The following is a 23,348-nucleotide window of genomic DNA, read 5'->3' as shown; positions in this document are numbered from 1 at the left end:
AAAGCTGGCCGGATTACGACTGGGAGCACTTCCCTCTCACAGCCGACGGGCATCACCCTTACAGCGCATACCAGAAGGTTACGGATCGTCGGGTGGCATTCGGGCAACCGCCGCCGATCGCCGCCCGCCATCGCCTTCTGCCGCCTACTGTTGAGGTGTGCGCCTGCCGTGGCGCTGGCACCGCCGGCTGTGAGAGGGACGGGTATGAAACCGACCGAAAGCGCCGCCCCGGCGTCGCGGCTGCGCCGGGCAGTGCTGCCCGCGCTGCCCGCCGCGGCGGTCGCCATGGCCGCTTTCGCACTCGGCATCGGGGTGTTCCGAGTGCTCGACGCGGGCCATGCGCTCTTTCCCGACGGCACCGAGGGCTGGTCGCTCGCCGTGCTCACCGGAATCATCGTCGGGCACCTGGTCGCCCTGGGCCGTGACCGCTGGTGGGGCGGGACCGGATCCGGCGCCGCGTTAACCCTGGCCGCCCTGCTGCTGTACGGCTGGATGCCGGCCATGCTCGTCAGCCTCGCCGTGGTCGTGCTCGTCGGCGCCGCCCGCCGGCATCGCTGGCGGCAAGCGGTGCTGCACGGCGCCGTCGACATCCTCGGGGTCGGCGCCGCCGCCCTCACCCTCGCCGCCTTCGGCACCACCCCCTCCGTCGAACATCCCTGGCGCAGCGCCACCTGGGACGTCTCGGCCATCCCCCAGACGGTCCTGGCCGCCTTCGCCTACCTCGCGATGACCCGCGCCATGCTGTGGTACTCCCTCGCGCCGCCCGGCGCCGGACTGCCCACCGTCGCCCGCACCGCCCTCTTCCGGCAGGCCCTCGTCGGCATCGCGCTGCTCGGCATCGCCCCGCTCGTCGTCGTCGTCGCCGGAGACACCCCGCTGCTGCTCCCGCTCTTCGCGGTGCCGCTGGTCGCCCTCGACTCCACGCTGTGGATCGCCCGGGTGCGCGCCGAGGAGCAACTGCGCGATCCGCTCACCGGGCTGCCCAACCGCCAGTGGCTGCTGGAGCGCACCTGGACCGCGCTGGACGAGGCCGAGCGGGGCGGCACCCGTACCGCGCTCGTCCTCCTCGACCTCGACCGCTTCCGTTCGGTCAACGACACCCTGGGCCATCTGGCGGGCGACCGGCTGCTCCTCCAGATCGCCGAACGACTGCGGCTGGCGCTGCCCGGCGGGGCGGAGGTGGCGCGGCTCGGCGGCGACGAGTTCGCGGTGCTGCTGCCCACCACCGACTCGCTCACCAGCGCCCAGCGCACCGCCCGCGTCCTCGTCGGCGATCTCGGCTCGCCCCTCGACCTGGACGGGCTGACCCTGGTGCTGGAGGCCAGCGCCGGGGTCGCCGTCTATCCCGACCACGCCCTGGACGCCGAGGGGCTGCTGCGCCGCGCCGACGTCGCCATGTACCAGGCGAAGCGGGACCGCAGCGGCGTCGAGCTCTACGAGGCGCGGCGCGACGGCAACACCCCCGACCGGCTCGGCCTGCTCGGCGATCTGCGGCGGGCGCTGGACGCGGGCGACGTGGAGCTGCACTACCAGCCCAAAGTCGGCTTCGACGGCCATGTCTCCGGCCTGGAGGCACTCGTGCGGTGGGACCACCCGGACCGGGGCCGGGTCCCGCCGGACGAGTTCATCGCCATGGCCGAGAGCTCCGGACTGATGCCGCGGCTGACCGAATACGTGCTGGAGACGGCGCTCGGCCAGGTCGCGCGGTGGCGCGCCGACGGTCTGGAAGTGCCGGTCGCCGTCAATGTCTCCCCGCGTGACGTCCACACCCCCGGCTTCGCCGGCGCGGTCGCCGGCCGGCTGGCCCGGCACGGGGTCCCCGCGGGCGCCCTGCAACTGGAGATAACCGAGCACGTCCTGCTCGAGGACCCCCAGCGAGCCGCCGACACCCTGGCGGGGCTGGCCGGGCACGGCGTGAAGATGTCCCTGGACGACTTCGGCACGGGATATTCCTCCCTGGTGCATCTGCGGCGGCTCCCCGTGAGCGAGCTCAAGATCGACCGCTCCTTCGTGGCCCGGCTGGCCGTGGACAACGAGGACGCGGAGATCGTCCGCTGCACGGTCGACCTCGCACACTCGCTGGGGCTGCTGGTCGTGGCCGAAGGCGTCGAGGACGACGAGACCTGGGAGCGGCTGCGGGACCTGGGCTGCGACGCGGTCCAGGGCTGGCTGGTGGCCGCCGCGATGCCGCCGGAGGAGACGACGGCGTGGCTGCGGGCCCGGGGGGAAAGCGGCTGGCGCCGCGAGGAGGAGACCCAGCCGGCGGAGGCCACGGCCCCGGCCGGGCAAGACGCGGACCAACCGGTCACCTAAGCGGATGCGGTGAAGTTCGCCGCTGCTCCCTCGCCGTTCGGCCTGGCCGAGGGCTTGGACGCCGAGAAGGATCAGCACTTGAGTTCGCCGTAACCGCTTAGCGGCCCCCCGACGGCCGAACCGGCCGCAGGCTCCGCCCCGGACCCCACGGGGCACCGCCCGGGCCCCGTCGGGGCCCGGGTACCGCCCAGGCCCCGTCGGGGCCCGTGGGGGCTTCGTCACCGGCCCTCGCTGGGGCGCGGCCCGGGGGCCGGGCGCTGGTGGGTTTCCGCCGGCCGGGGGCCCGGGCCCCCGGCCCGGGACGTGCGCGAACCCCCGGAGGAGAAAGCGTTTCGCACCCGGCGTGGCCGGAGCCATAGGATTGGCCGGGAAAACACTCCACACTCACCCTGAGGATCGCTGCATGCCTGGCATCACGCGCGAGGAGGTCGCCCACCTCGCCCGGCTGGCGCGTCTGGAGCTGAAGGACGAAGAGCTCGACCACTTCGCCGGACAGCTGGACGACATCATCGGCGCGGTCGCCCGCGTCTCCGAGGTCGCCGACCAAGACGTTCCGCCGACCTCTCACCCGCTGCCGCTGACCAATGTCATGCGCGCGGATGAGGTCCGTCCGTCGCTGACCCCGCAGGAGGCGCTGGCCTGCGCCCCCGCGCAGGAGCAGCAGCGTTTCAAGGTGCCGCAGATCCTGGGGGAGGAGTGACCGCCATGACCGATCCGACCAGGCTCACCGCGGCCGAGATCGCCGCGAAGATCGCTTCCGGCGAGGTCACCGCCGTCGAGGTCACCGAGGCTCATCTGGCCCGTATCGAGGCAGTGGACGAGAAGGTGCACGCTTTCCTCCACGTGGACCGCGAGGGCGCGCTCGCGCAGGCGCGCAAGGTCGACGAGAAGCGGGAGCGCGGCGAGGAGCTGGGCCCGCTGGCCGGGGTGCCGCTCGCGCTCAAGGACATCTTCACCACCAAGGGGATTCCGACCACCGTCGGTTCCAAGATCCTCGAAGGGTGGATCCCGCCGTACGACGCGACGCTGACCAAGCGGCTGCGGGACGCGGACGTGATCGTGCTCGGCAAGACCAACATGGACGAGTTCGCCATGGGGTCCTCGACCGAGAACAGCGCGTTCGGGCCGACCGGTAACCCGTGGGACCTGACCCGCATCCCAGGTGGCTCGGGCGGTGGCTCCTCCGCCTCCCTCGCCTCCTTCCAGGCCCCCCTCGCGATCGGCACCGACACCGGCGGCTCGATCCGCCAGCCGGCCGCCGTGACCGGCACGGTCGGGGTCAAGCCGACGTACGGGGCGGTGTCCCGCTACGGCATGGTCGCGTTCTCGTCCTCGCTGGACCAGGGCGGCCCGTGCGCCCGTACGGTGCTGGACGCCGCGCTGCTGCACGAGGCCATCGCCGGGCACGACCCGCTCGACTCGACCTCGATCGACGCCCCGGTCCCGCCGGTCGTCGAGGCGGCCCGCAACGGCGACGTGAAGGGCATGCGCGTCGGCGTGGTGAAGGAGTTCGCGGGCGAGGGCTACCAGGCCGGCGTCATGCAGCGCTTCAACGAGTCGGTGGAGCTGCTGCGCGAGCTGGGCGCCGAGATCGTGGAGATCTCCTGCCCGTCGTTCGACAAGGCGCTGGCCGCGTACTACCTGATCGCGCCGTCGGAGTGCTCGTCCAACCTGGCCCGCTTCGACGCGATGCGCTACGGCCTGCGGGTGGGTGACGACGGTACGAAGTCGGCCGAGGAGGTCACCGCCCTCACCCGTGCGGAGGGCTTCGGCCCGGAGGTCAAGCGCCGCATCATCCTCGGCACGTACGCGCTGAGCTCCGGCTACTACGACGCGTACTACGGCTCCGCGCAGAAGGTCCGTACGCTGATCACCAGGGACTTCGAGAAGGCGTTCGAGCAGGTCGATGTGCTGGTCTCGCCGACCACTCCGACCACCGCCTTCCCGATCGGCGAGCGCGCGGACGACCCGATGGCGATGTACCTTGCCGACCTGTGCACGATTCCGGCGAACCTGGCGGGGAACGCGGCAATGTCACTGCCCTGCGGCCTGGCGCCGGAGGACGGTCTGCCGGTCGGTCTGCAGATCATCGCTCCCGCCATGGCCGACGACCGGCTCTACAAGGTCGGTGCCGCGGTCGAGGCCGCGCTCACCGCCAAGTGGGGCCACCCGCTGCTTGAGGAGGCACCGTCACTATGAGCGCGATCAAGAAGGCGAAGGGCTTCAAGAAGTCCAAGCCCGGCACCTACCTGTCCATCGCGACCTCGCTCTTCGGCGCGGTCAGCGTGTTGAAGCAGGCCAGGAAGGCCCGTACCGAGAACGACAAGCTGCAGCTCGCCGACGCGGTGGTCTCGGCCGCCGCCATCGTCACCGGCGTCGCCCTGCTCGTCCGCGAGCTCAAGCGTCAGGGCGACAACGACGTCCTCGCGGACTGAGAGGTTAGTTTTCCGTGACCGTCACTGAACTGGTGTCGTACGAGGACGCCCTGGCCGCCTATGAGCCCGTGATGGGGCTCGAGGTGCATGTCGAGCTCGGCACCAAGACCAAGATGTTCTGCGGGTGCTCGACGGCGCTGGGCGCCGAGCCCAACTCGCAGACCTGCCCCACCTGCCTCGGCATGCCCGGCTCGCTGCCCGTTGTGAACGCGACCGGCGTCGAGTCCGCCATCAAGATCGGGCTCGCGCTGAACTGCGAGATCGCCGAGTGGTGCCGCTTCGCCCGGAAGAACTACTTCTATCCGGACATGCCGAAGAACTTCCAGACCTCGCAGTACGACGAGCCGATCGCCTTCAACGGCTATCTGGACGTCGAGGTCGACGGCGAGATCTTCCGGGTCGAGATCGAGCGCGCGCATATGGAGGAGGACACCGGCAAGTCCACCCATGTGGGTGGCGCTACGGGCCGTATCCAGGGCGCATCGCACTCCCTCCTGGACTACAACCGGGCCGGCATCCCGCTCATCGAGATCGTCACCAAGCCGATCGTCGGGGCCGGTGAGAAGGCCCCGGAGATCGCCAAGGCGTACGTCACCGAGCTGCGCGAGCTCATCAGGGCGCTCGGGGTCTCCGAGGCGCGCATGGAGATGGGCCAGATGCGCTGCGATGTGAACCTGTCGCTGCGCCCGCACGGCGCCGACAAGTTCGGCACCCGCTCCGAGACGAAGAACGTCAACTCGCTGCGGTCGGTGGAGCGGGCGGCGCGCTTCGAGGTCCAGCGCCACGCCGCGGTGCTGCTCGACGGCGGGACGATCATCCAGGAGACCCGGCACTTCCACGAGGAGGACGGCTCCACGACGGCCGGCCGGGTCAAGGAAGAGGCCGAGGACTACCGCTACTTCCCCGAGCCGGACCTGGTGCCGGTCGCCCCGTCCCGGGACTGGGTGGAGGAGCTGCGGGCCGGGCTTCCGGAGCTGCCGCGGGTGCGGCGCAACCGGCTGCGCGAGGAGTGGGGCATCTCCGGGCACGAGATGCAGTCCGTCCTCAACGCGGGCGCGATCGACCTGATCACCGCCACCATCGACGCGGGGGCGGACGCGGCGTCCGCGCGGAAGTGGTGGATGGGCGAGCTGGCCCGCCGCGCCAACGAGGAGGGCGTGGACCTCGCAACCCTGCCGATCACTCCGGAGCAGGTCGCGCGGGTCACCGCGCTGGTGAAGGAGGGCTCGCTCAACGACAAGCTGGCGCGCCAGACCATCGAGGGCGTGCTGGCGGGCGAGGGCGACCCGGACGCGGTCGTCGCCGCCCGTGGGCTCAAGGTCGTCTCGGACGAGGGTGCGCTCGGCACCGCAGTCGACGAGGCGATCGCCGCCAACGCCGCCATCGCGGACAAGATCCGCGGTGGCAAGGTCGCGGCGGCGGGTGCGCTCGTCGGCGCGGTCATGAAGGCCACGCGCGGCCAGGCGGACGCGGCGCGGGTGCGTGAGCTGATCCTGGAGAAGCTGGGCGTCGAGGGCTGACCGGTTTCCCGGTACGGCGGCGGGGCGTGTCCTACGGCACGCCCCGCCGCCGTCGTTATGGCCAAAGCCCTGGTCAGAGCAACAGCGGATCCAGGTGCGGGACCTCGAACCCCTCGTCGTCGAAGGGGTACAGCGGCCGCTCCACCCGGTGGTGGCCGAGCCGCGGCAGATCCTGGTCCACTCCGCCCGGCGTCAGGGCCAGCCGCCAGTCCGCCGCGATCTCGTGCAGCTCCGGCTCAGGATGGCCGATCTTGACGACGACCAGGTCGTAGGTCCGCGGGTCAAGCTCTCCGAAGTCGGCCAACGTATGGAACGGCTTGCGGCGGCTGACCAGGACCACCGTGACCCCGCCGCGCCGCACGGCGGCGAGGTCGCCGCCGACCGGGTCGTCCCGGCGCAGGGCGACCACCTCGCCGGTGAGGTCGTACGGACCGCCGTGGTCCGGCCCGCTGAAGTGCCCGCCGACACGCAGGTCCACGGTCGAGCCCGGCCCGGCGGCGAAGCACTCCGCGACCGCCGAGGGGTCGGTGATGCCGGGGTGCAGGGCGGTGGTGCGGCCGGCGGCCAGATCGTCGTCGGCCAGCAGCCGACCGAGCACATGGGCGAGGTCACCGGCGCCGCCGGCCGTCGGATTGTCGCCGGAGTCGCTGATCAGGAACGGTCGGGCGGAGGAGGCCACGGCCTCGGCGATGCACGCGTCGGCGCTGCCGGTGGGGCCGGCGAAGCCGAAGTCGCGGCGCATCTCCCAGTACTCGCGGGCGAGGGAGCGGGCCTGCTCGACCGCGAGGACGGGGTCGTCGGCGGTCACGACCACCGCCGCACGGCTGCGCGGCTCGTCCGCCCACGCGCAGCCGGCCCAGATCCCCGCGTCCACGACGCCGGCCATCGCCTCCACGGCGGACAGCCGCCCGTACAGCGACCTGGCGGGCTCCAGGCGGGTGCTGGTCCGCTCGCCGGGCAGCAGCACCGGGATCTGGGCCCAGGCGACATGCGGACGCCCCTTGCCGGAGGCGAGCCGCTCCACGAGCTTGCGGGCGGCGCGCTCGCGGGTCTCCCAGGCGTCCTTGTGCGGGGAGAGCCGGTGGGCGGTGATCAGATCGAGCCGGCCGGCGAACCGGCGGGAGACATTGCCGTGCGGATCCATGGCGGCGGAGATCAGCGCGTCGGGCCCGATCGCCGCCCTCGCGGCCTCGGTCAGATCGCCCTCGGCGTCCGCCATGCCGACGACGCTCATCGCGCCGTGGATGTCGTACACGAGCCCGTCGAGGGGACCGGCCTGCCGTAGCCGCTCGATGAACTCGCCCTTGATCCGGTCGTACCCGGCGCGCTCGACCGGCCCGCCGGGGAGGGCGTCGGCGTGGACGAGGGGCACCCACTCGACACGGCCGCCGAGCCCGCCCCCGGCCTCCGTCCAGGCGTAGCGGCTCAGCAACGCGTCGCCGCGCGTGACGCGGAAGTCGTCGTACGTCGTGCGATGCGGACAGAAGGTGCTGGACTCGATGGCCATGCCACCGACCCCGATCCGCAGACGCCGCCCCCGGGACGCCGCCCCGCCGTCCGGGCTCCGGCCGGCCGGACCGTCGAAGGGGCGGGATGCGGTGGGGGCCATACCGGCGGCGCCCTTCCTGGGACGTGGCGGCGGTTCGGTTCCGTCCTCAGTATGCGGCGAATGTGGGGAACGCCACAAAGTGGACAAAGGATCATTTTGGGGTGACAGAGTGCATGGGTCACAAGCACGTCACGCGCTCGCCACCGTGGGCCCCACCAGGGTCCACGCGAGGCCGGCGCGATATCCGGAAAGCAGCTATGGCCGTACCCGCCCGTCGGCGACTCAGGCGCCGCCTCGCCGTCGCCGTGCTGTGGCTTGCCACCTTTGCCGGGGCCTCCGCCGCAGCGAAGGTGACCGGCTCGGCGCGCTCGCGCACCTACGGCATTCCGGGCGCCGACTCCGTCAAGATCCCGGCCCCGCGCAATACCCGAAAAGGCACTACCCGAAAATGCGCCATGGCCGCACTCGCCCGGTGGTGTCTCAGGCGCCGCTTCGCCGTCATCGCGCTGTGGCTTGCCGTCTTCGCCGGGGTCGCCACCGCGGCGTCCGTGACCGGCTCGGCGTACTCCAACGACTACGACATCCCGGGCACGGACTCCTCGAAGGTCTCGGCCCTGCAGCAGGAGCGTTTTCCCCATCGGGCGGGTGACAGCGACACCCTCGTCTGGCACACCGCGGACGACGCCGGAACGGTCCACTCCGCAGACGTCGAGCACCGGATGACGGCGGCGCTTCGGCAGGTCGCGCAGCTGCCCGGCGTCGCCTCTGTGACCGGCCCGTACGGCACCGACGACACCAGCCGGATCAGCGCGGACCGGCACACCGCCTACGCCACCGTCGTCTTCCGTAAACCGGCCACCGACCTGGGCGAGACCGAGGTGCGCCAGGTCCTGGACACCGCGCGCTCGGCCACCACCGGGACCCACGGACTCCAGGTCGAGATGGGCGGCGCGGGCGCCGGGCTCACCGAGAAGGCCGGCTCGGCCCATCTCAGCGAGGCCATCGGCGTCGCCGTGGCCGCCGTCGTCCTCTTCCTCGCCTTCGGATCGCTCGCGGCGACCCTGCTGCCGATCGCCACGGCGCTCGTCGCCGTCGGCACCGCCTACGCGGGCATCGGGCTGCTCGGCCACGTCATGACCGTCGCCGACTTCGCCCCCATGCTCGGCATGCTGATCGGCCTCGGCGTCGGCATCGACTACGCGCTGTTCATCGTCACCCGGCACCGCACGGGGCTGCGGCAGGGGCTGTCGGTCGCCCAGGCCGCCCAGCGGGCGGTGGCCACCTCGGGGCGTGCGGTGGTCTTCGCGGGTGCGACCGTATGTCTCGCGCTGCTCGGCATGCTCGTGCTGCGGCTGAGCTTCCTCAACGGTGTGGCGGTCGCGGCGGCGCTCACGGTCTCCCTCACCGTCGCCGCCTCCCTCACCCTGCTCCCCGCGCTGCTCGGCCTGATCGGGATGAAGGCCCTGAGCCGGCGCGAGCGCGGACGGCTCGCCGAGCACGGCCCGCGCCCCAAGGCGGCCCGCGGTCCCGCCGCCCGCTGGGCGGCCCTCGTCGAGCGACGGCCCAGGCTGCTGGCCGCCATGGCGACCGCCCTCGTCATGGCCCTCGCCGTGCCCACCCTCTCGCTCCGGCTGGGCACCTCCGACCAGGGCAACAACCCCTCAACCTCGACCACCAGACAGGCGTACGACCTGCTCGCCGAGGGGTTCGGACCAGGTTTCAACGGCCCGCTGACGCTGATGGGCAGCATCGACGGAGCCGACGACCGTATGGCCTTCACCAAGCTGCCCCAGACCCTGCGCACCACCGAGGGCGTCGCCTCGGTGAGCGCCGCGGAGATCGGCGGCGGTGGCGACACCGGCGTCATCACGCTCGTCCCCACGACCGCCCCGCAGTCGCGGGCCACCTCCGAACTCGTCGGGCGGCTGCGCGCCGATGTCCTGCCCACGGCCGAGCAGGGCAGCTCGCTGCGGGTGTACGTCGGCGGGCTGACCGCGGGCTACGACGACTTCGCCGCCGTGATCGTCGGCAAGTTGCCGCTGTTCGTGGGCGTGGTGGTGGCCCTCGGCTGTGTCCTGCTGCTGCTCGCGTTCCGCTCCATCGGCATCCCGGTCAAGGCCGCGGCCATGAACGTGGCCGCTGTCGCGTCGTCATTCGGCGTGGTCGTCGCGATCTTCCAATGGGGGTGGGGGAGCGAGCTGCTGGGCCTGGGCAGGGCGGGCCCGATCGAACCCTTCCTGCCGGTGATCATGGTGTCGGTGCTCTTCGGACTCTCCATGGACTACCAGGTCTTCCTGGTCAGCCGGATGTACGAGGAGTGGCAGCGCACCGGCGACAACCGGACCGCGGTCCGGGTCGGCCTCGCCGAGACCAGCCGCGTCATCAACTCCGCCGCCGTCATCATGATCGCTGTCTTCTCGGCGTTCGTGCTCAGCGGCGACCGGATCATCGCGATGTTCGGCATCGGACTGGCCGCCGCCGTCGCCTTGGACGCCTTCGTCCTCCGTACGCTGCTGGTCCCCGCCCTCATGCATCTGCTCGGCCGCGCCAACTGGTGGCTGCCGGGCTGGCTGGAGCGCCGGCTGCCGCGGATCAGCATCGAGGCGCAGCCGATGCCGCTGCCCCCGCAGGGAGGCCGCATGGCCGGATCCGGGCCCGTGACGAGCCCGGACCGCGAGCTGGCTACGGCACACTCGCCCGTGCCCTAAGGCATCTCCGCAAGGCTCCTCAGCCGCCCGGTCCCACGGCCTAAGGCCCTGGGACGAGCGGCCGCAAGGCCCCTCAGCCGCCCGGTCCCGCGGCCTAAGGCCCTGGGACGAGCGGAGATCAGGCAGCCTCCCGATGTGCCGGACCCCTCTTGGCGACGACAGTGGACGCATCGACGAACCCACCGTCACCAGGGAGATCACGATGTTCCACTACGAGCTGCACCGCATCCGCGAGGCCGAACTGCAGCGTCGGGCCGCCCACCACCGGCTGGTCCGCGCGGCACGGGGCGACGACGACGGCCGGTCCACGGAGCACGCGCCCGGAGGGCGGGTGAAGCCGATGCGGTGGCGCGGCAGCCATCGCGCACGGCGGTCGTACGATACGGCCGCCTGACGGAGGCGGCGCCGTGCTGCCCGCTCCGCTCTCCGCGAGCGGTGCCCGGTTGTCGGACTGCTGTGCGATGCTCAACCTCGTGCACACCACGTCTGTCAGCCCGGTGTTCGTCGGCCGCGCCGAGGAACTGGCCACCCTCACCGACGCGCTCGCCCGCGCCACCGCGGGCGAGCCCCAGGTGCTGCTGGTGGGCGGGGAGGCCGGGGTCGGCAAGACCCGCCTCGTCGACGAATTCCTGGCCGGGGCGGTCGCCGGCGGGGCCGTCACCGCCGTCGGCGGCTGTGTGGAAATCGGCGCCGACGGGCTGCCGTTCGCACCCGTCTCCACCGTGCTGCGCTCCCTGCGCCGCAAGCTCGGCCCCGAGCTGGACGGGGCTGCCGCCGGGCAGGAGGGCGAACTGGCCCGGCTGCTGCCCGAGCTGGGCGAGACCGCCCGCGCCTCTCACGACGAGGACGGCCGGGCCCGGCTCTTCGAGCTCACCGTCCGGCTGCTGGAGCGCCTGGCCCAGGCACGCACCCTCGTCGTCGTCATCGAGGATCTGCACTGGGCCGACCGCTCCACCCGCGAGCTGCTCGGCTATCTCTTCCGCTCCCTGCTCAGCGCCCGGCTGCTGGTCGTCGCCACCTACCGCTCCGACGACATCCACCGCCGCCATCCGCTGCGCCCCTTCCTCGCCGAGATCGACCGGATGCGCGAGGTCTCCCGCATCGAGCTGTCCCGCTTCACCCGGGGCGAAGTGCGGGCGCAGATCGCCGGGATCAACGGGGCCGAGCCCGAGCGCGAACTGGTCGACCGGATCTTCAAGCGCAGCGACGGCAACGCCTTCTTCGTCGAGGAGATCGCCCGCTCGATCAACGAGGGCTGCAGCAGCGGCCTCAGCGAATCACTGCGCGATCTGCTGCTGGTGCGGGTCGAGGCGCTGCCCGAGGAGGCCCAGCGGGTGGTGCGGATCCTGGCCGAGGGCGGCTCCGCGGTGGAGTACGAACTGCTACGCGCGGTCGCCCGGCTCGGCGAGGACGAGCTGATCGACGCGCTGCGCTCCGCCGTCGGCGCCAACATCCTGCGCCCCACGGCCGACGACAGCGGCTACCGCTTCCGGCACGCCCTGGTGCGCGAGGCCGTCGATGACGATCTGCTGCCCGGTGAGCGCTCCCGGATCAACCGGCGCTTCGCCGAGGCGCTGGAGGCCGAGCCCGGGCCGGTGCGGGCCGATGAGCGGGCCGCCCGGCTGGCCAGCTACTGGTACCACGCCCATGACCCCGTCAAGGCTCTGCCCGCCGTGCTCCAGGCGTCCGTGGAGGCGCGGCGGCGGTACGCCCACGCCGAGCAGCTGCGGCTGCTCGAGCGCGCCATGGAGCTGTGGGAGGACGTGCCCAAGGAGATACGCGAGGCGCAGCGCCCCGTCGACTACGCCGAGGTGTACCCCGCGTGCGGCTGCGACGACGAGGCGCTGCGCCATCTCGACCTGCTCGCCGAGGTGGTGGTGGCCGCGCATATGTCCGGGCAGCGGGAGCGGGCGCTGGCCGTCAGCAAGCGGGCGCTGCGGACGCTGGGCGAGAGCGGCGACGACCCGCTGCGGGCCGCCTGGTTCTGGACCCAGAAGGCCAAGCTGGTGGAGGGCCTGGCGCGGGGCGACGGCTGGAAGGAGCTGGCGCGCGCCCAGGAGCTGGTGCGCGGGCTGCCCCCGTCCGCCGTGCACGCGGAGGTCCTGGCGCAGGTGGCGGGCTGGACGATGACCCACCGGCCCGGCCCGGCGGGGCTCGAAGTCGCCGAGCGGGCGGTGGAGTTGGCCCGGATGGTCGGCGCCGAGAGCACGGAGCTGCACGCCCGGCTGACCCTGGGCTACTTCACCGGTGACTCCGGCGACATCGAGCGCGGGCTGGCCGAGATGCGGGAGGTCTGCGCGCGGGCCGTGGCACTCGGCGACATCAGCGTGCTGGGCCGTTGCTATGTCAATCTCGCTTCCGCGCTGGAGGGGGTGGGCCGGTCGGCCGAGGCGGTCGACGTCGCCGAGGAGGGCTCCCGGGTGCTGGACCGGTTCGGGCTGGTCGACTCCCGGGCGTGGGTGCACGGGAACCAGTGCGAGTCGCTGTTCGCCCTGGGCCGCTGGGACGAGGCGGAGGAGGCGGCGCTGAAGACCCGGCGGCTCGCCCTCGGCACCAAGCCGCGCGGCACCGCGTCCAAGCGGCTCACCGAGCTCGCGCTGGCGCGCGGCGACTGGGACGCCGCGGAGCGCGAACTGGCCGCGGCCCGGGAGCACTACGGCATCCATAACACCGAGCCGCAGTACACCCTCCCGATCGCTGGGTACGCCATCGAGCTCGCGGCCGCGCGCGGCCGGATCCTGGACGTCCGGGCCGTGCTGGACCAGGCCCTGGATGCCGGATTCCCGCCCGGGATGCAGCGCTACGTCTGGCCGCTGCTCTACGCGGCGGCCGCGGCCGAATCGGCCGCCCGCGGTCTGCCCACGGCCGAGCCCGGCCGGGGCGAGGTGCTGGAGAGCATCCGGGCCGCCGCCAAGCGGCTGCCGCAGCCCGTGCCGGTCTGGCGGGCCTACGCCGCGCTGCTCCACGCCGAGCTGGAGCGCGCCGAGGGGCAGAACCGGCCCGACCGCTGGGCCGAGGCCACGGCCGCCTTCGCGGCACTTGACCGCCCCTACCCGCTGGCCCGCGCCCGCCACCGCTGGGCCGAGGCGCTGCTGGCCTCGGGGCCCGGCGCGGCGGACCCCGCCGGGCGCGAGCGGGCAGCCGAGCTGGTGATCCAGGCACACACCGTGGCGGAGCGGCTGAGAGCGCGCCCGCTGCGCGAGGAGATCGAGCTGCTGGCCCGGCGCGCCCGGCTGCCCCTGGCCCCCGCCGGGACCCGCGCCGCGCTGACCGCCTCCGCACCCGGCGCCCCCGCGCTCCCCATGGCGCCCGGCTCCCCGGTCCCGGCCCCCGAAGCCGCCGACCCGGCCGATGAGCTGGGGCTGACCCCCCGGGAGCGCGATGTGCTGCGGCTGGTCGCCGCGGGCCGCAGCAATCGGCAGATCGCCGAGGAGCTCTTCATCGCGCCGAAGACGGCGAGCGTCCATGTCTCTAATATCTTGGCCAAGTTGGGTGTCTCGGGTCGGGTGGAGGCGGCGGCCATGGCGCATCGGTTGCGGCTGGTGGATGGCTTGGCTGATGGAGTGGTGGTGCGCTGAGCGGTCGGCCCGGGGGTGGGGGCGCGGCTGGGGGTGCGGGGGTTATCCCCCGGGCGGTCGCGGTATCGCGCCGAAGACGGCGAGCGTCCATGTCTCCAATATCTTGGCCAAGTTGGGTGTCTCGGGTCGGGTGGAGGCGGCGGCCATGGCGCATCGGTTGCGGCTGGTGGATGGCTTGGCCGATGGCGCGGTGGTGCGCTGACGGCGCCCGGAGCCCGATCAACCCTCGTCGCGGGGGCGGATCACCACACGGCCGGATTCCAGGTCTATGGGGCCCTTCCCCGGATCGTTGCTGCCCACCTCGTCCAGCGTGACCTCCAGCCGGTTGCGCTCTTCGTCGGTGTGCTTGCGGCTGGGCGAGAACAGTTCCTCGATGAGGTTGAACATGGCGACCCCCTGGGGCGTGTGGCTGGTGCCAGTGTAGGCAGACCACTCGCAGAACGGGCGCGCCAGGACAAGTGCGGCGAACGTGGCGGCGCGAAACCGCCCGGAGGCCGAACCGTCGGGCCGTCAGCGGATGTCCAGCCGCAGAATCCGATCGTCCTCCTTCCCCGGCTCACCGCGCCCGTCCGTATTGCTCGTCGTCAGCCACAGCCCCCCGCCGTCCGCCGGCACCACACTGCGCAGCCGCCCGTACTTCCCGGTCAGGAAGGACTGCGGCTTCGCCACCGGCCGCTCGCCCTTCAGCGGAATGCGCCACAGCCGCTTCCCGCGCAGCCCCGCCGTCCAGATCGAGCCCTTGGCGAACGCGATGCCGCTCGGCGAGGCGTCCTTGGGCCTCCACTGCTCGACAGGATCGACAAAGCCCTTCTTGCCGGCCTTGCCCTCGACTTCCGGCCAGCCGTAGTTCTTCCCCGGCTCGATCAGATTGAGCTCATCCCAGGTGTCCTGGCCGAATTCGGATGCCCACAGCCGCTTGTTCGTGTCCCAGGCCAGACCCTGCACATTGCGGTGGCCATAGGAATAGATCACCGAATCGGCCTCCGGATTGCCGTGCGCGGGCTCACCGTCCGGGGTCATCCGCAGAATCTTGCCGCCGAAGGAGTCCATGTCCTGGGCGAGCCCGCGGTCACCACTCTCGCCCGTGCCCACATAGAGCATCTTGTCCGGACCGAAGGCGATCCGGCCACCGTTGTGGATCGTGCCCTTGGGGATGCCCTTGAAGATCGTGTCCGGCGCGCCCAACTGATCGCCCGCCGGGCGCTTGTCGTCGTACATCATCCGGGCGATGCGATTGTCGGAATCCGTGGTGAAGTAGGCGTACACCATGTGGTCCGAGCCGAAGTCGGAGGAGACCGCCAGCCCCAGCAGACCGCCCTCACCCGCGGCGGAGACCCCGGGGACGGACCCCAGCTCGGTCTTCTTCCCGGTCTTCGCCGAAATCCTGAAGATCTTCCCGGTGTCCCGCGAGGACACCAGCAGATCCCCGCCGGGCAGCGGAGCCAGCCCCCACGGCGAGTTCAGCTTCGTGGTGAGCGTGCGCACCACCTTCACCGAGCCCTCCTTGGGCGCCGCGGACTCGCTCGGAGAGGGTGCGCCCGACGCGGTGGCGGGGCTCCCCGGCTTCGCGGAACCGGACGTCCGGGCGCCGGGGTTCATGAGGCTGTCGTCGTCGGACGAACACCCCGCGACGAGCATGAGCGCGGCAGCGGCGGCGAGAATGGGGGTGACGCGAGGACGTCGCACGGTCGGATTCCTCTCCCTGGGCACGTGTGCCGCGGCACGGCACTGATTCTTATACACCGCTGCCCCGCGCCCGGTTCCCGTCGCACCGCCGTTCGCGGCCCGACACGGATGCGGTGAAGTTCGCCGCTGATCCCTCGCCGTTCGGCCTGGCCGAGGGCTTGGACGCCGAGAAGGATCAGCACTTGACTTCGCCGTAACCGCTTAGTCCCACGACCCCCGCGCCGGCGGCAGCTCCGCGATCTCCGCGAGGTCCTCGCGCGTCAGCATCACCTCGGCCGCCGCGGAGTTCTCCACCGCCCACCGCTCCCGCTTCGTCCCCGGCACCGGCACCACATGCGGCCCCTGTGCCAGCAGCCACGCCAGGGCCACCTGCGCCGCCGTCACCCGCTCCCCGTGCCGCCGGGCCACCCGCCGCAGACCGGCCACGATCGGCTGGTTGGCGGCCATCATCTCGGCCGTGAAGCGCGGATGCCGGGCCCGCATGTCCTCCGGTTCGAAGCCCTGCCCCGGAGTCAGCGTCCCACTCAGAAAGCCGTTGCCGAGCGGCATCGCCGCCAGGAAGCCGACCCCGCGCGAGGCACACCACGGCACCAGCGCCTCCAGCGCCTCGGGCGACCACACCGACAGCTCCGCCTGCACACAGCTGACCGGGAACACCTGCTGCACCCGCTCCAACTGGCGCACGGTCGCGTCGTGCATTCCGGCGCCGGCCCGCCGCTGTGCGCGCGCGCCCACGGCGCACAGCCCCAGCGCCCGTACCTTCCCGGCCGCCACCAGCTCGGCCATCGCGCCCCAGGTCTCCTCTATGGGCACCTCCGGATCGGCCCGGTGCAGCTGGTAGAGATCGATCACATCGGTCTGCAGCCGCCGCAGCGAGGCGTCGCACGCCCGCTTCACATATCCCGGCCGCCCATTGGCCACGATGTGCTGCTCACCGACCAGCAGCCCGCACTTGGTGGACACGAAGGCGTCGGCCCGCCGCTCCTTGAGCACCCGCCCCACCAGCAGCTCATTGGTGAAGGGCCCGTACATGTCGGCGGTGTCCAGCAGGCTCGCGCCCGAGTCGAGCGCGGCGTGCACGGCGCGTACCGAGCTCTCGCCACTGCGCTGCGAAGCGGTGTACGCCCAGCTCATGGGCATGCATCCGAGGCCGATCGCGCCCACCTCGAGCGCCGCCGCTCCGATTGTCCTGCGCTCCACCTGGCCTGACCCTCCCGTTCCCTCGCACCAAACTAACCTCTGCCGAACGCCAGTGATCGCTTAGCCTCCAGGTATGAGCGCATGTGACCTGGTGTGGCTGCCCATACCGCCCGACGAGATCGACGGTCTTCCCGGCAGCCTCGACTACGCCCACTGGGACGGCGGCCCCGACTTCCCCACCGACCCGGCCCGCTGCACCTTCTACTGCGTCCCGTACATGAAGAGCGTGGAGGTGTGCGTCCGGCCGCTGCCCGCCATGGCCAATCTGCGCGTGGTACAGACACTCACCGCCGGGATAGACCACATCAAGCCGGCGATGGCCGACCTCAGGCCCGGCGTGCGGCTGTGCAACGCGCGCGGGGTGCACGACGCGAGCACCGCCGAGCTGGCCCTGACCCTCATCCTGGCCTCGCTGCGCGGCATCCCGGACTTCGTCCGCGGCCAGGACGCCGAGGAGTGGCGCTCAGGCTTCCGTCCGGCGCTCGCCGACAAGTCCGTCCTGATCGTCGGGTACGGGGCCATCGGCAGCGCGGTCGAGGACCGGCTTGTGCCATTTGAGTGCGAGCGGGTGGCGCGCGTGGCGCGCTCCCCGCGCACGACCGAGCGCGGTCCGGTGCATCCGATCGACCAATTGCCCCGACTGCTTCCGGAAGCGGATGTGGTGGTGCTCGTCACCCCGCTCACCGAGGCCACCCGCGGGCTGGCCGGGGCTGATTTCCTCGCGAGCATGAAGGACGGGGCCCTGCTGGTGAACGTCGCGCGCGGCCCCGTGGTGGACACCGATGCGCTGCTCGCCGAGGTGGAGAGGGGCCGGCTGCGCGCGGCGCTGGACGTGACCGAGCCGGAACCACTGCCCGCCGGGCATCCGCTGTGGCACGCTCCAGGGGTGCTCATCACCCCGCATGTGGGCGGCCCCTCGTCGGCCTTCCTGCCGCGCGCCAAGCGGCTGTTGCGCGACCAGCTGACCCGTTTCGCGAACGGCGAGTCGCTGCGACATCTCGTCGCGACGACGGGGTAGACATGCCTCTGGCAGCACATACAGGCACCGAATGACTCCACTCCGTATATACAACACCGTAGTCGGTTACGGACCGTAGATGGCCTATGTCCCTGAGTGACCAGTCTGGTGTATCGTCCCGAGCGGGGGCTGCGCCACTGACCTGACGGCGTCAGCGATGGACCGGAACTCGAGGGGGGCGACGGGCGATGTATGGCCGATGGACCAACGACCCGACGCAGCGCAGGCGTCGACCGCGACATTTCCGCGCTGCCGCGCGGCTCTCGAACTCGATGAGGCCCTCGGGGATACGGCACCCGTGGCCGAAGCGGTCCTCCGCGCACAGGACGGACGTCCAGTGAGCGCCACCGGGGCGGTGCTCGCCCGGCCGTCGGTGTCCGGCGGCGGAGCGGGGCTGCTGCCGCAAGTGGTCCTCGCGCTGGCCTGTGGCGGCTATGCGGCGGGCGCGGTCCTCGGCTGGGGCTCGTCCGAACTGGCCGTGTTCATGGGTGACTTCGGTCTGAGCGCCGCGGCCCTCGCCGCCGCCGCGTCCTGTCTGTGGCACGGCCGCCGGCACGCGGGGCGGATGCGCCCGGCCTGGCTGCTGTTCGCGGCCTCCTCCGCCATGGCGGCGCTGGGGAACGGCGTGTGGGGCTGGTACGAGGTGGTGCTCGGCACTGCCGTTCCGTCCCCCTCGCCCGCCGACTTCTGCTTCCTGCTCTTCGCCCCGCCCGCCATCGTCGGCATGCTGGTGCTCGCCAAGCGCCCGACGACCCGGGCGCGCTGGATCTGTCTGGGGCTGGACGCCTGGCTGATCGCCGGCTCGCTGGTGACCCTGTCGTGGAGTCTCGCGCTCGCGCACACCGGCCAGTTCGGCGGCGACGGCGAGTCCGTGGCCCGCAGGGCCTTCTCGCTCGCCTATCCGCTGCTGGACATCGTGCTGGTCAGCATGGTGATCGTGCTGCACTTCCGGCGCTCGTCGGCCAACCGCTCCGCGATCAACACGGCGATCGGCGCCTTCGCGCTGACCGTGCTGTGCGACGCGCTGTTCACCTCGCCGATGCTGCGTGAGCACTACCGCTCGGGGCAGATCCTGGACGCCGGGTGGTTTGCCGGTTCGATGCTGCTGGCGTACGCCCCGTGGGTGGCCCGGCGCGAGGCCGCCGAGACCCCGCCGCCGGTGCGCCGTTCCACCCAGCCGAGCCGCCCCATCGCGGGGTCGCTCGCCGCGCTCGCGCCGTATCTCGCCGCCGCCGTCTGCACGCTGGGGATCCTGTTCAATGTCATGGACGGCCGGCCGATCGACGGCGTGGTGCTCTTCACCGCCTGCGCGGTCGTGCTCGCCCTCGTCGTCCGCCAGGCCATCATGCTGATGGACAACATCGCGCTCACCCAGAAGCTGGCGGAGAAGGAGAACCACTTCCGCTCCCTGGTGCAGAGCTCCAGCGATGTGATCATGATCGCCGCGCCCACCGGGATCCTGCGGTATGTCAGCCCGGCCGCCTCCGGCGTCTACGGCCGTGACGCGGACGAGCTGGAAGGCTCCGAGCTGGCCTCCCTGATCCACCCCGAGGACCTGGGGCCGGTCGTCCACGAGGTCCGCCGGTTCCTGGCGGCCTCGCCCGGGGAGGAGCCCACCACGCGCATCGAGTGCCGGTTCCGCTCCGGCTCCGGCGACTGGCTCAACGTGGAGTCGACGATCAACCGCCACCACGGCGGGCTGATCTTCAACAGCCGCGATGTCACCGAGCGGGTCCGGCTTCAGGCCCAGCTCCAGCACAACGCCGAGCACGACCCGCTCACCGACCTGCCCAACCGGGCCCTGTTCACCAAGCGGGTGCGGCACGCGGTCGGCGGCCGGCGCCGTACCGACATGGGCACCGCCGTGCTCTTCATCGACCTCGACGGTTTCAAGGCCGTCAATGACACGGTCGGCCACCACGCGGGCGACGAGCTGCTGGTGCAGGCCGCCCGCCGGCTCCAGGAGTCCGTGCGGTCCGGATCCGGCGACTGCGCGGCCCGGCTCGGGGGCGATGAGTTCGCCGCCCTGATCGTCGGCGACGGCGACGGGGACTTGGGCGCCCGGGAGTGCCGCATCATGGAGATCGCCGACCGGCTGCGGGTCAGGCTCTCCCAGCCCTACCGGGTCGAGGGCGGCACCGAGGTGCGGGTGGCCGCCAGCATCGGCGTCGCCTTCGCCGAGCCCGGCGTCAGCCCCGGCACCCTGATGCGCAACGCGGATCTGGCGATGTACCGCGCCAAGGCCGCGGGCAAGAACCGGGTCGAGCTCTACGCCCCGCAGATGCAGGCGGAGGTGGCCCGTCGCGCCGAGGTCGCGACGAGGCTGCGCGCCGCCCTGCACGACGGTGAGTTCGTGCTGCTGCACCAGCCCGTCGTGGAGCTTGCCAGCGGCCGTATTACGACGGTCGCGGCGCAGGCCCGCTGGCGCTCGGCCCAGGGCATCCTGTTCACCCCCGCCGAGTTCCTCCGGGTCGCCGACAACGGCCGTGGCGGCGGCGAGGATTCGGCCCGCACCACCGAGCTGGCGCGCTGGATGCTGGAGGCGGCCGTCGAACAGGCCGCCCAGCGCCGCCGGGACGGGCTCCCCGTGCCCGTATGCGTACGGCTGCCCGCCAGCCGTCTGGTGGACAAGTTCATGCCGCCCAAGGCGGTCGAGACCCTGCTCGCCCGGCACGGGCTGCCGTCCGGCGCGCTGATCCTGGAGCTGACCGACAGTGACCCACGGGTGCCGCTCGACGAGCTGGAGCACCGGCTCGGCGCGCTGCGCCGGCTGGGGGTGCGGATCGCCCTCGACGGCTTCGGCAGCGGCTATGCCGCGATCAGGTCGCTGCGCAGGCTTCCCATCGATGTGCTGAAGCTGGACCCCGGTCTGGTCGAGGGGGTCGTCGAGTCGTCCCGGCTCCACAAGATCACCGCCGGGCTGCTGCGGATCGCGGGCGATCTCGGTATGCAGTCCATCGCGGAGGGGGTCGACCTCCCCGAGCAGATCGTCACCCTGCGCGGTATGGGATGCACCCATGCCCAGGGGACGGCCTTCAGCGGGCCGCTGGACGAGCACCGGTTGCGCCGGGCCCTGGCCCGCGGCGGTTATCCGGTGCCGCGCTCGGACGCACCGGTGCTCGTCGGGGGTGCGCTCCCGGCCCGCCACGGCGGGCACGGCGGGCACGGAGGCACCCATGGACCGCGCCGTACGGAGCCGCACACCCATCCCCCAACCCGTTCAAATACTGAGACGCCCGTCCCACCCACTTGACACCCGATATGCGCCGGGGGGAGGGTCTGTGTCATGCGCACCCGAATTCTCGTACTTGGACAGCGCGTCGGCTGAGCAGGTGCTCCATGAAGCCCTGCGGACCCTCACCGGCGCGCTCCCCTCGCTTGCCTTACGGCACGAGGGGTTTTTTGTTGCACTGACGCCTTGTGCACCGCCCTCCCTCCCGCACCGAACCTCATCTTCGAGAAGAGAATGCCGATGACCGAGCAGGCCACCGGGGCCCACCATCCCCAGCCTCGGCCCCGTAACGGCGGACCGCAGTCCGCCCCCGTCGAGCACGTCACGGGCGCGCAGTCCCTCATCCGCTCGCTCGAGGAGGTCGGCGCCGACACCGTGTTCGGCATTCCCGGCGGCGCGATCCTCCCCGCGTACGACCCGATGATGGACTCCTCGAAGGTCCGGCATGTGCTCGTCCGCCATGAGCAGGGCGCGGGCCACGCCGCCACCGGTTACGCACAGGCCACGGGCAAGGTCGGGGTCTGCATGGCGACCTCGGGTCCGGGCGCCACCAACCTGGTCACCCCGATCGCCGACGCCCATATGGACTCGGTCCCGATCGTCGCGATCACCGGCCAGGTGGCCTCCAAGGCGATCGGCACGGACGCCTTCCAGGAGGCGGACATCTGCGGCATCACCATGCCGATCACCAAGCACAACTTCCTGGTCACCAAGGCCGAGGACATCCCCCGGACGATCGCCGAGGCGTTCCACATCGCCTCCACCGGCCGCCCCGGCCCGGTCCTGGTCGACATCGCCAAGGACGCTCTGCAGGCCAAGACCACCTTCTCCTGGCCGCCGCAGACCGATCTCCCCGGCTACCGCCCGGTCACCAAGCCGCACGCCAAGCAGATCCGTGAGGCCGCCCGGCTGATCACCCAGGCCAAGCGCCCCATGCTGTACGTGGGCGGCGGCGTCCTCAAGGCGCAGGCCACCGCCGAGCTGAAGGTCCTGGCCGAGCTGACCGGGGCGCCGGTCACCACCACCCTGATGGGGCTCGGCGCGTTCCCGGACAGCCACCACCTCCACCTCGGGATGCCCGGCATGCACGGCACCGTCGCCGCCGTCACCGGTCTGCAGAAGGCCGACCTGATCATCGCGCTCGGCGCACGCTTCGACGACCGTGTCACCGGCAAGCTGGACTCCTTCGCTCCGCACGCCAAGATCGTGCACGCTGACATCGACCCGGCCGAGATCGGCAAGAACCGCGCGGCCGACGTGCCGATCGTCGGTGACGCCCGCGAGGTCATCGCCGACCTGGTCGTCGCGATCCAGGCCGAGCACGAGGCGGGCCGCGCCGGCGACTACACCCGCTGGTGGGAGGACCTGAACCGGTGGCGCGAGACCTACCCGCTCGGCTACGACCAGCCTGAGGACGGCAGCCTCGCCCCGCAGCAGGTCATCCAGCGGATCGGGCAGCTGGCCCCGGAGGACACGATTTTCGCCGCGGGCGTCGGCCAGCACCAGATGTGGGCGGCCCACTTCATCGAGTACGAGAAGCCCGCGACGTGGCTGAACTCGGGCGGCGCCGGCACCATGGGCTACGCCGTTCCGGCGGCCATGGGCGCCAAGGCCGGTGCGGCCGGCCGGACGGTCTGGGCGATCGACGGCGACGGCTGCTTCCAGATGACCAATCAGGAGCTGGTCACCTGCGCGCTGAACAACATCCCGATCAAGGTCGCGATCATCAACAACGGCGCGCTGGGCATGGTCCGCCAGTGGCAGACCCTCTTCTACAACCAGCGCTACTCCAACACCGTGCTGCACTCGGGCCCCGATGCGGACGGGACCCAGCAGAGCGCGGGCACCCGTGTCCCCGACTTCGTGAAGCTCTCGGAGGCCATGGGCTGCGTGGGGCTGCGCTGCGAGGACCCGGCCGACCTCGACGCGATCATCGAGAAGGCCAACTCGATCAACGACCGGCCGGTGGTCGTGGACTTCATCGTCCATGAGGACGCCATGGTCTGGCCGATGGTCGCGGCCGGCACCTCCAACGACGAGATCCTGGCGGCGCGCGACACCCGCCCGGACTTCGGCGACAGCGAAGACGACTGAGGCCAGGACCGAGAG

General features: G+C 72.0%; 16 protein-coding genes. 12 read left to right on the top strand and 4 right to left on the bottom strand.

The features are described from left to right. Positions 1 to 204: 204 nt before the first annotated feature. The 5 genes from ABZU99_RS00165 to gatB all read left to right on the top strand — a co-directional run bounded on the left by ABZU99_RS00165 (position 205) and on the right by gatB (position 6,268). Complete coding sequence (locus ABZU99_RS00165; protein WP_355950629.1) at positions 205 to 2,313, top strand: bifunctional diguanylate cyclase/phosphodiesterase; 2,109 nt, start codon at positions 205 to 207, stop codon at positions 2,311 to 2,313. 403 nt (positions 2,314 to 2,716) lie between these two features. After that, positions 2,717 to 3,013, top strand: coding sequence for an Asp-tRNA(Asn)/Glu-tRNA(Gln) amidotransferase subunit GatC (gene gatC / locus ABZU99_RS00160; protein WP_355950626.1), 297 nt, complete (start codon positions 2,717 to 2,719; stop codon positions 3,011 to 3,013). A gap of 5 nt (positions 3,014 to 3,018) precedes the next feature. Further along, entirely contained in the window at positions 3,019 to 4,512 is a 1,494-nt protein-coding gene (gatA, locus tag ABZU99_RS00155) for an Asp-tRNA(Asn)/Glu-tRNA(Gln) amidotransferase subunit GatA (protein WP_355950623.1), read from the top strand. Next, the gene (locus ABZU99_RS00150) at positions 4,509 to 4,748 is read left to right on the top strand and encodes a hypothetical protein (protein ID WP_355950620.1); all 240 of its coding nucleotides are present in this window, start codon (positions 4,509 to 4,511) and stop codon (positions 4,746 to 4,748) included. The genes gatA and ABZU99_RS00150 overlap by 4 nt, the downstream gene beginning before the upstream one ends. A gap of 14 nt (positions 4,749 to 4,762) precedes the next feature. Beyond that, entirely contained in the window at positions 4,763 to 6,268 is a 1,506-nt protein-coding gene (gatB, locus tag ABZU99_RS00145) for an Asp-tRNA(Asn)/Glu-tRNA(Gln) amidotransferase subunit GatB (RefSeq protein WP_355950617.1), read from the top strand. A gap of 73 nt (positions 6,269 to 6,341) precedes the next feature. Here gatB and ABZU99_RS00140 read toward each other — a convergent pair whose 3' ends face one another. Next, complete coding sequence (locus ABZU99_RS00140; protein ID WP_355950614.1) at positions 6,342 to 7,877, bottom strand: M81 family metallopeptidase; 1,536 nt, start codon at positions 7,875 to 7,877, stop codon at positions 6,342 to 6,344. Positions 7,878 to 8,272: 395 nt separating this feature from the next. Here ABZU99_RS00140 and ABZU99_RS00135 point away from each other — a divergent pair, with 395 nt between their 5' ends. From ABZU99_RS00135 to ABZU99_RS00120, 4 genes are all read left to right on the top strand, one after another. Further along, positions 8,273 to 10,525, top strand: a complete 2,253-nt coding sequence (locus ABZU99_RS00135; RefSeq protein WP_355950769.1) for an MMPL family transporter — start codon at positions 8,273 to 8,275, stop codon at positions 10,523 to 10,525. Between the two features lie 202 nt (positions 10,526 to 10,727). Next, positions 10,728 to 10,919 carry a hypothetical protein gene (locus tag ABZU99_RS00130; protein WP_355950611.1) on the top strand — a complete coding sequence of 64 codons (192 nt, stop codon included), beginning with the start codon at positions 10,728 to 10,730 and terminating at the stop codon, positions 10,917 to 10,919. 67 nt (positions 10,920 to 10,986) lie between these two features. Continuing rightward, complete coding sequence (locus tag ABZU99_RS00125) at positions 10,987 to 14,103, top strand: AAA family ATPase (protein WP_355950766.1); 3,117 nt, start codon at positions 10,987 to 10,989, stop codon at positions 14,101 to 14,103. Further along, complete coding sequence (locus ABZU99_RS00120; protein WP_355950608.1) at positions 13,991 to 14,305, top strand: LuxR C-terminal-related transcriptional regulator; 315 nt, start codon at positions 13,991 to 13,993, stop codon at positions 14,303 to 14,305. The genes ABZU99_RS00125 and ABZU99_RS00120 overlap by 113 nt, the downstream gene beginning before the upstream one ends. A gap of 17 nt (positions 14,306 to 14,322) precedes the next feature. Here the strand turns inward: ABZU99_RS00120 and ABZU99_RS00115 are convergent, their stop codons facing one another. From ABZU99_RS00115 to ABZU99_RS00105, 3 genes are all read right to left on the bottom strand, one after another. Then, positions 14,323 to 14,490 (bottom strand): DUF6191 domain-containing protein, encoded by a 168-nt coding sequence (locus tag ABZU99_RS00115; RefSeq protein WP_355950605.1) that lies wholly within the window; start codon positions 14,488 to 14,490, stop codon positions 14,323 to 14,325. Between the two features lie 123 nt (positions 14,491 to 14,613). Continuing rightward, positions 14,614 to 15,789, bottom strand: a complete 1,176-nt coding sequence (locus ABZU99_RS00110; RefSeq protein ID WP_355950603.1) for a PQQ-dependent sugar dehydrogenase — start codon at positions 15,787 to 15,789, stop codon at positions 14,614 to 14,616. A 201-nt stretch (positions 15,790 to 15,990) separates the two neighbouring features. Next, positions 15,991 to 16,989 (bottom strand): aldo/keto reductase, encoded by a 999-nt coding sequence (locus ABZU99_RS00105; protein WP_355950600.1) that lies wholly within the window; start codon positions 16,987 to 16,989, stop codon positions 15,991 to 15,993. 73 nt (positions 16,990 to 17,062) lie between these two features. Here ABZU99_RS00105 and ABZU99_RS00100 point away from each other — a divergent pair, with 73 nt between their 5' ends. From ABZU99_RS00100 to ABZU99_RS00090, 3 genes are all read left to right on the top strand, one after another. Then, on the top strand, positions 17,063 to 18,007 hold the full coding sequence (locus ABZU99_RS00100) for a 2-hydroxyacid dehydrogenase (RefSeq protein ID WP_355950597.1): 945 nt from the start codon (positions 17,063 to 17,065) through the stop codon (positions 18,005 to 18,007). A gap of 337 nt (positions 18,008 to 18,344) precedes the next feature. After that, positions 18,345 to 21,260, top strand: a complete 2,916-nt coding sequence (locus ABZU99_RS00095) for an EAL domain-containing protein (protein WP_355950594.1) — start codon at positions 18,345 to 18,347, stop codon at positions 21,258 to 21,260. Positions 21,261 to 21,473: 213 nt separating this feature from the next. Further along, a complete protein-coding gene (locus ABZU99_RS00090) occupies positions 21,474 to 23,333 on the top strand; it encodes an acetolactate synthase large subunit (RefSeq protein WP_355950763.1) in 1,860 nt (619 codons plus the stop codon). The last annotated feature ends 15 nt before the right edge of the window (positions 23,334 to 23,348 follow it).

This window comes from Streptomyces sp. NPDC005266, assembly GCF_040607655.1.
Classification (GTDB): Bacteria; Actinomycetota; Actinomycetes; order Streptomycetales; family Streptomycetaceae; genus Streptomyces.
Note: the sequence above shows the minus strand (reverse complement) of the source record. Positions and strands in the feature narration are given on the sequence as shown.

Excerpts from the sequence above, each read along its gene's own strand:
- ABZU99_RS00165 (WP_355950629.1), top strand. The coding sequence starts at position 205 with ATGAAACCGACCGAAAGCGCCGCCCCGGCGTCGCGGCTGCGCCGGGCA.
- gatC (WP_355950626.1), top strand. The coding sequence starts at position 2,717 with ATGCCTGGCATCACGCGCGAGGAGGTCGCCCACCTCGCCCGGCTGGCG.
- gatA (WP_355950623.1), top strand. The coding sequence starts at position 3,019 with ATGACCGATCCGACCAGGCTCACCGCGGCCGAGATCGCCGCGAAGATC.
- ABZU99_RS00150 (WP_355950620.1), top strand. The coding sequence starts at position 4,509 with ATGAGCGCGATCAAGAAGGCGAAGGGCTTCAAGAAGTCCAAGCCCGGC.
- ABZU99_RS00140 (WP_355950614.1), bottom strand. The coding sequence starts at position 7,877 with ATGGCCCCCACCGCATCCCGCCCCTTCGACGGTCCGGCCGGCCGGAGC.
- ABZU99_RS00135 (WP_355950769.1), top strand. The coding sequence starts at position 8,273 with ATGGCCGCACTCGCCCGGTGGTGTCTCAGGCGCCGCTTCGCCGTCATC.
- ABZU99_RS00130 (WP_355950611.1), top strand. The coding sequence starts at position 10,728 with ATGTTCCACTACGAGCTGCACCGCATCCGCGAGGCCGAACTGCAGCGT.
- ABZU99_RS00125 (WP_355950766.1), top strand. The coding sequence starts at position 10,987 with ATGCTCAACCTCGTGCACACCACGTCTGTCAGCCCGGTGTTCGTCGGC.
- ABZU99_RS00120 (WP_355950608.1), top strand. The coding sequence starts at position 13,991 with ATGTCTCTAATATCTTGGCCAAGTTGGGTGTCTCGGGTCGGGTGGAGG.
- ABZU99_RS00115 (WP_355950605.1), bottom strand. The coding sequence starts at position 14,490 with ATGTTCAACCTCATCGAGGAACTGTTCTCGCCCAGCCGCAAGCACACC.
- ABZU99_RS00100 (WP_355950597.1), top strand. The coding sequence starts at position 17,063 with ATGAGCGCATGTGACCTGGTGTGGCTGCCCATACCGCCCGACGAGATC.
- ABZU99_RS00090 (WP_355950763.1), top strand. The coding sequence starts at position 21,474 with ATGCCGATGACCGAGCAGGCCACCGGGGCCCACCATCCCCAGCCTCGG.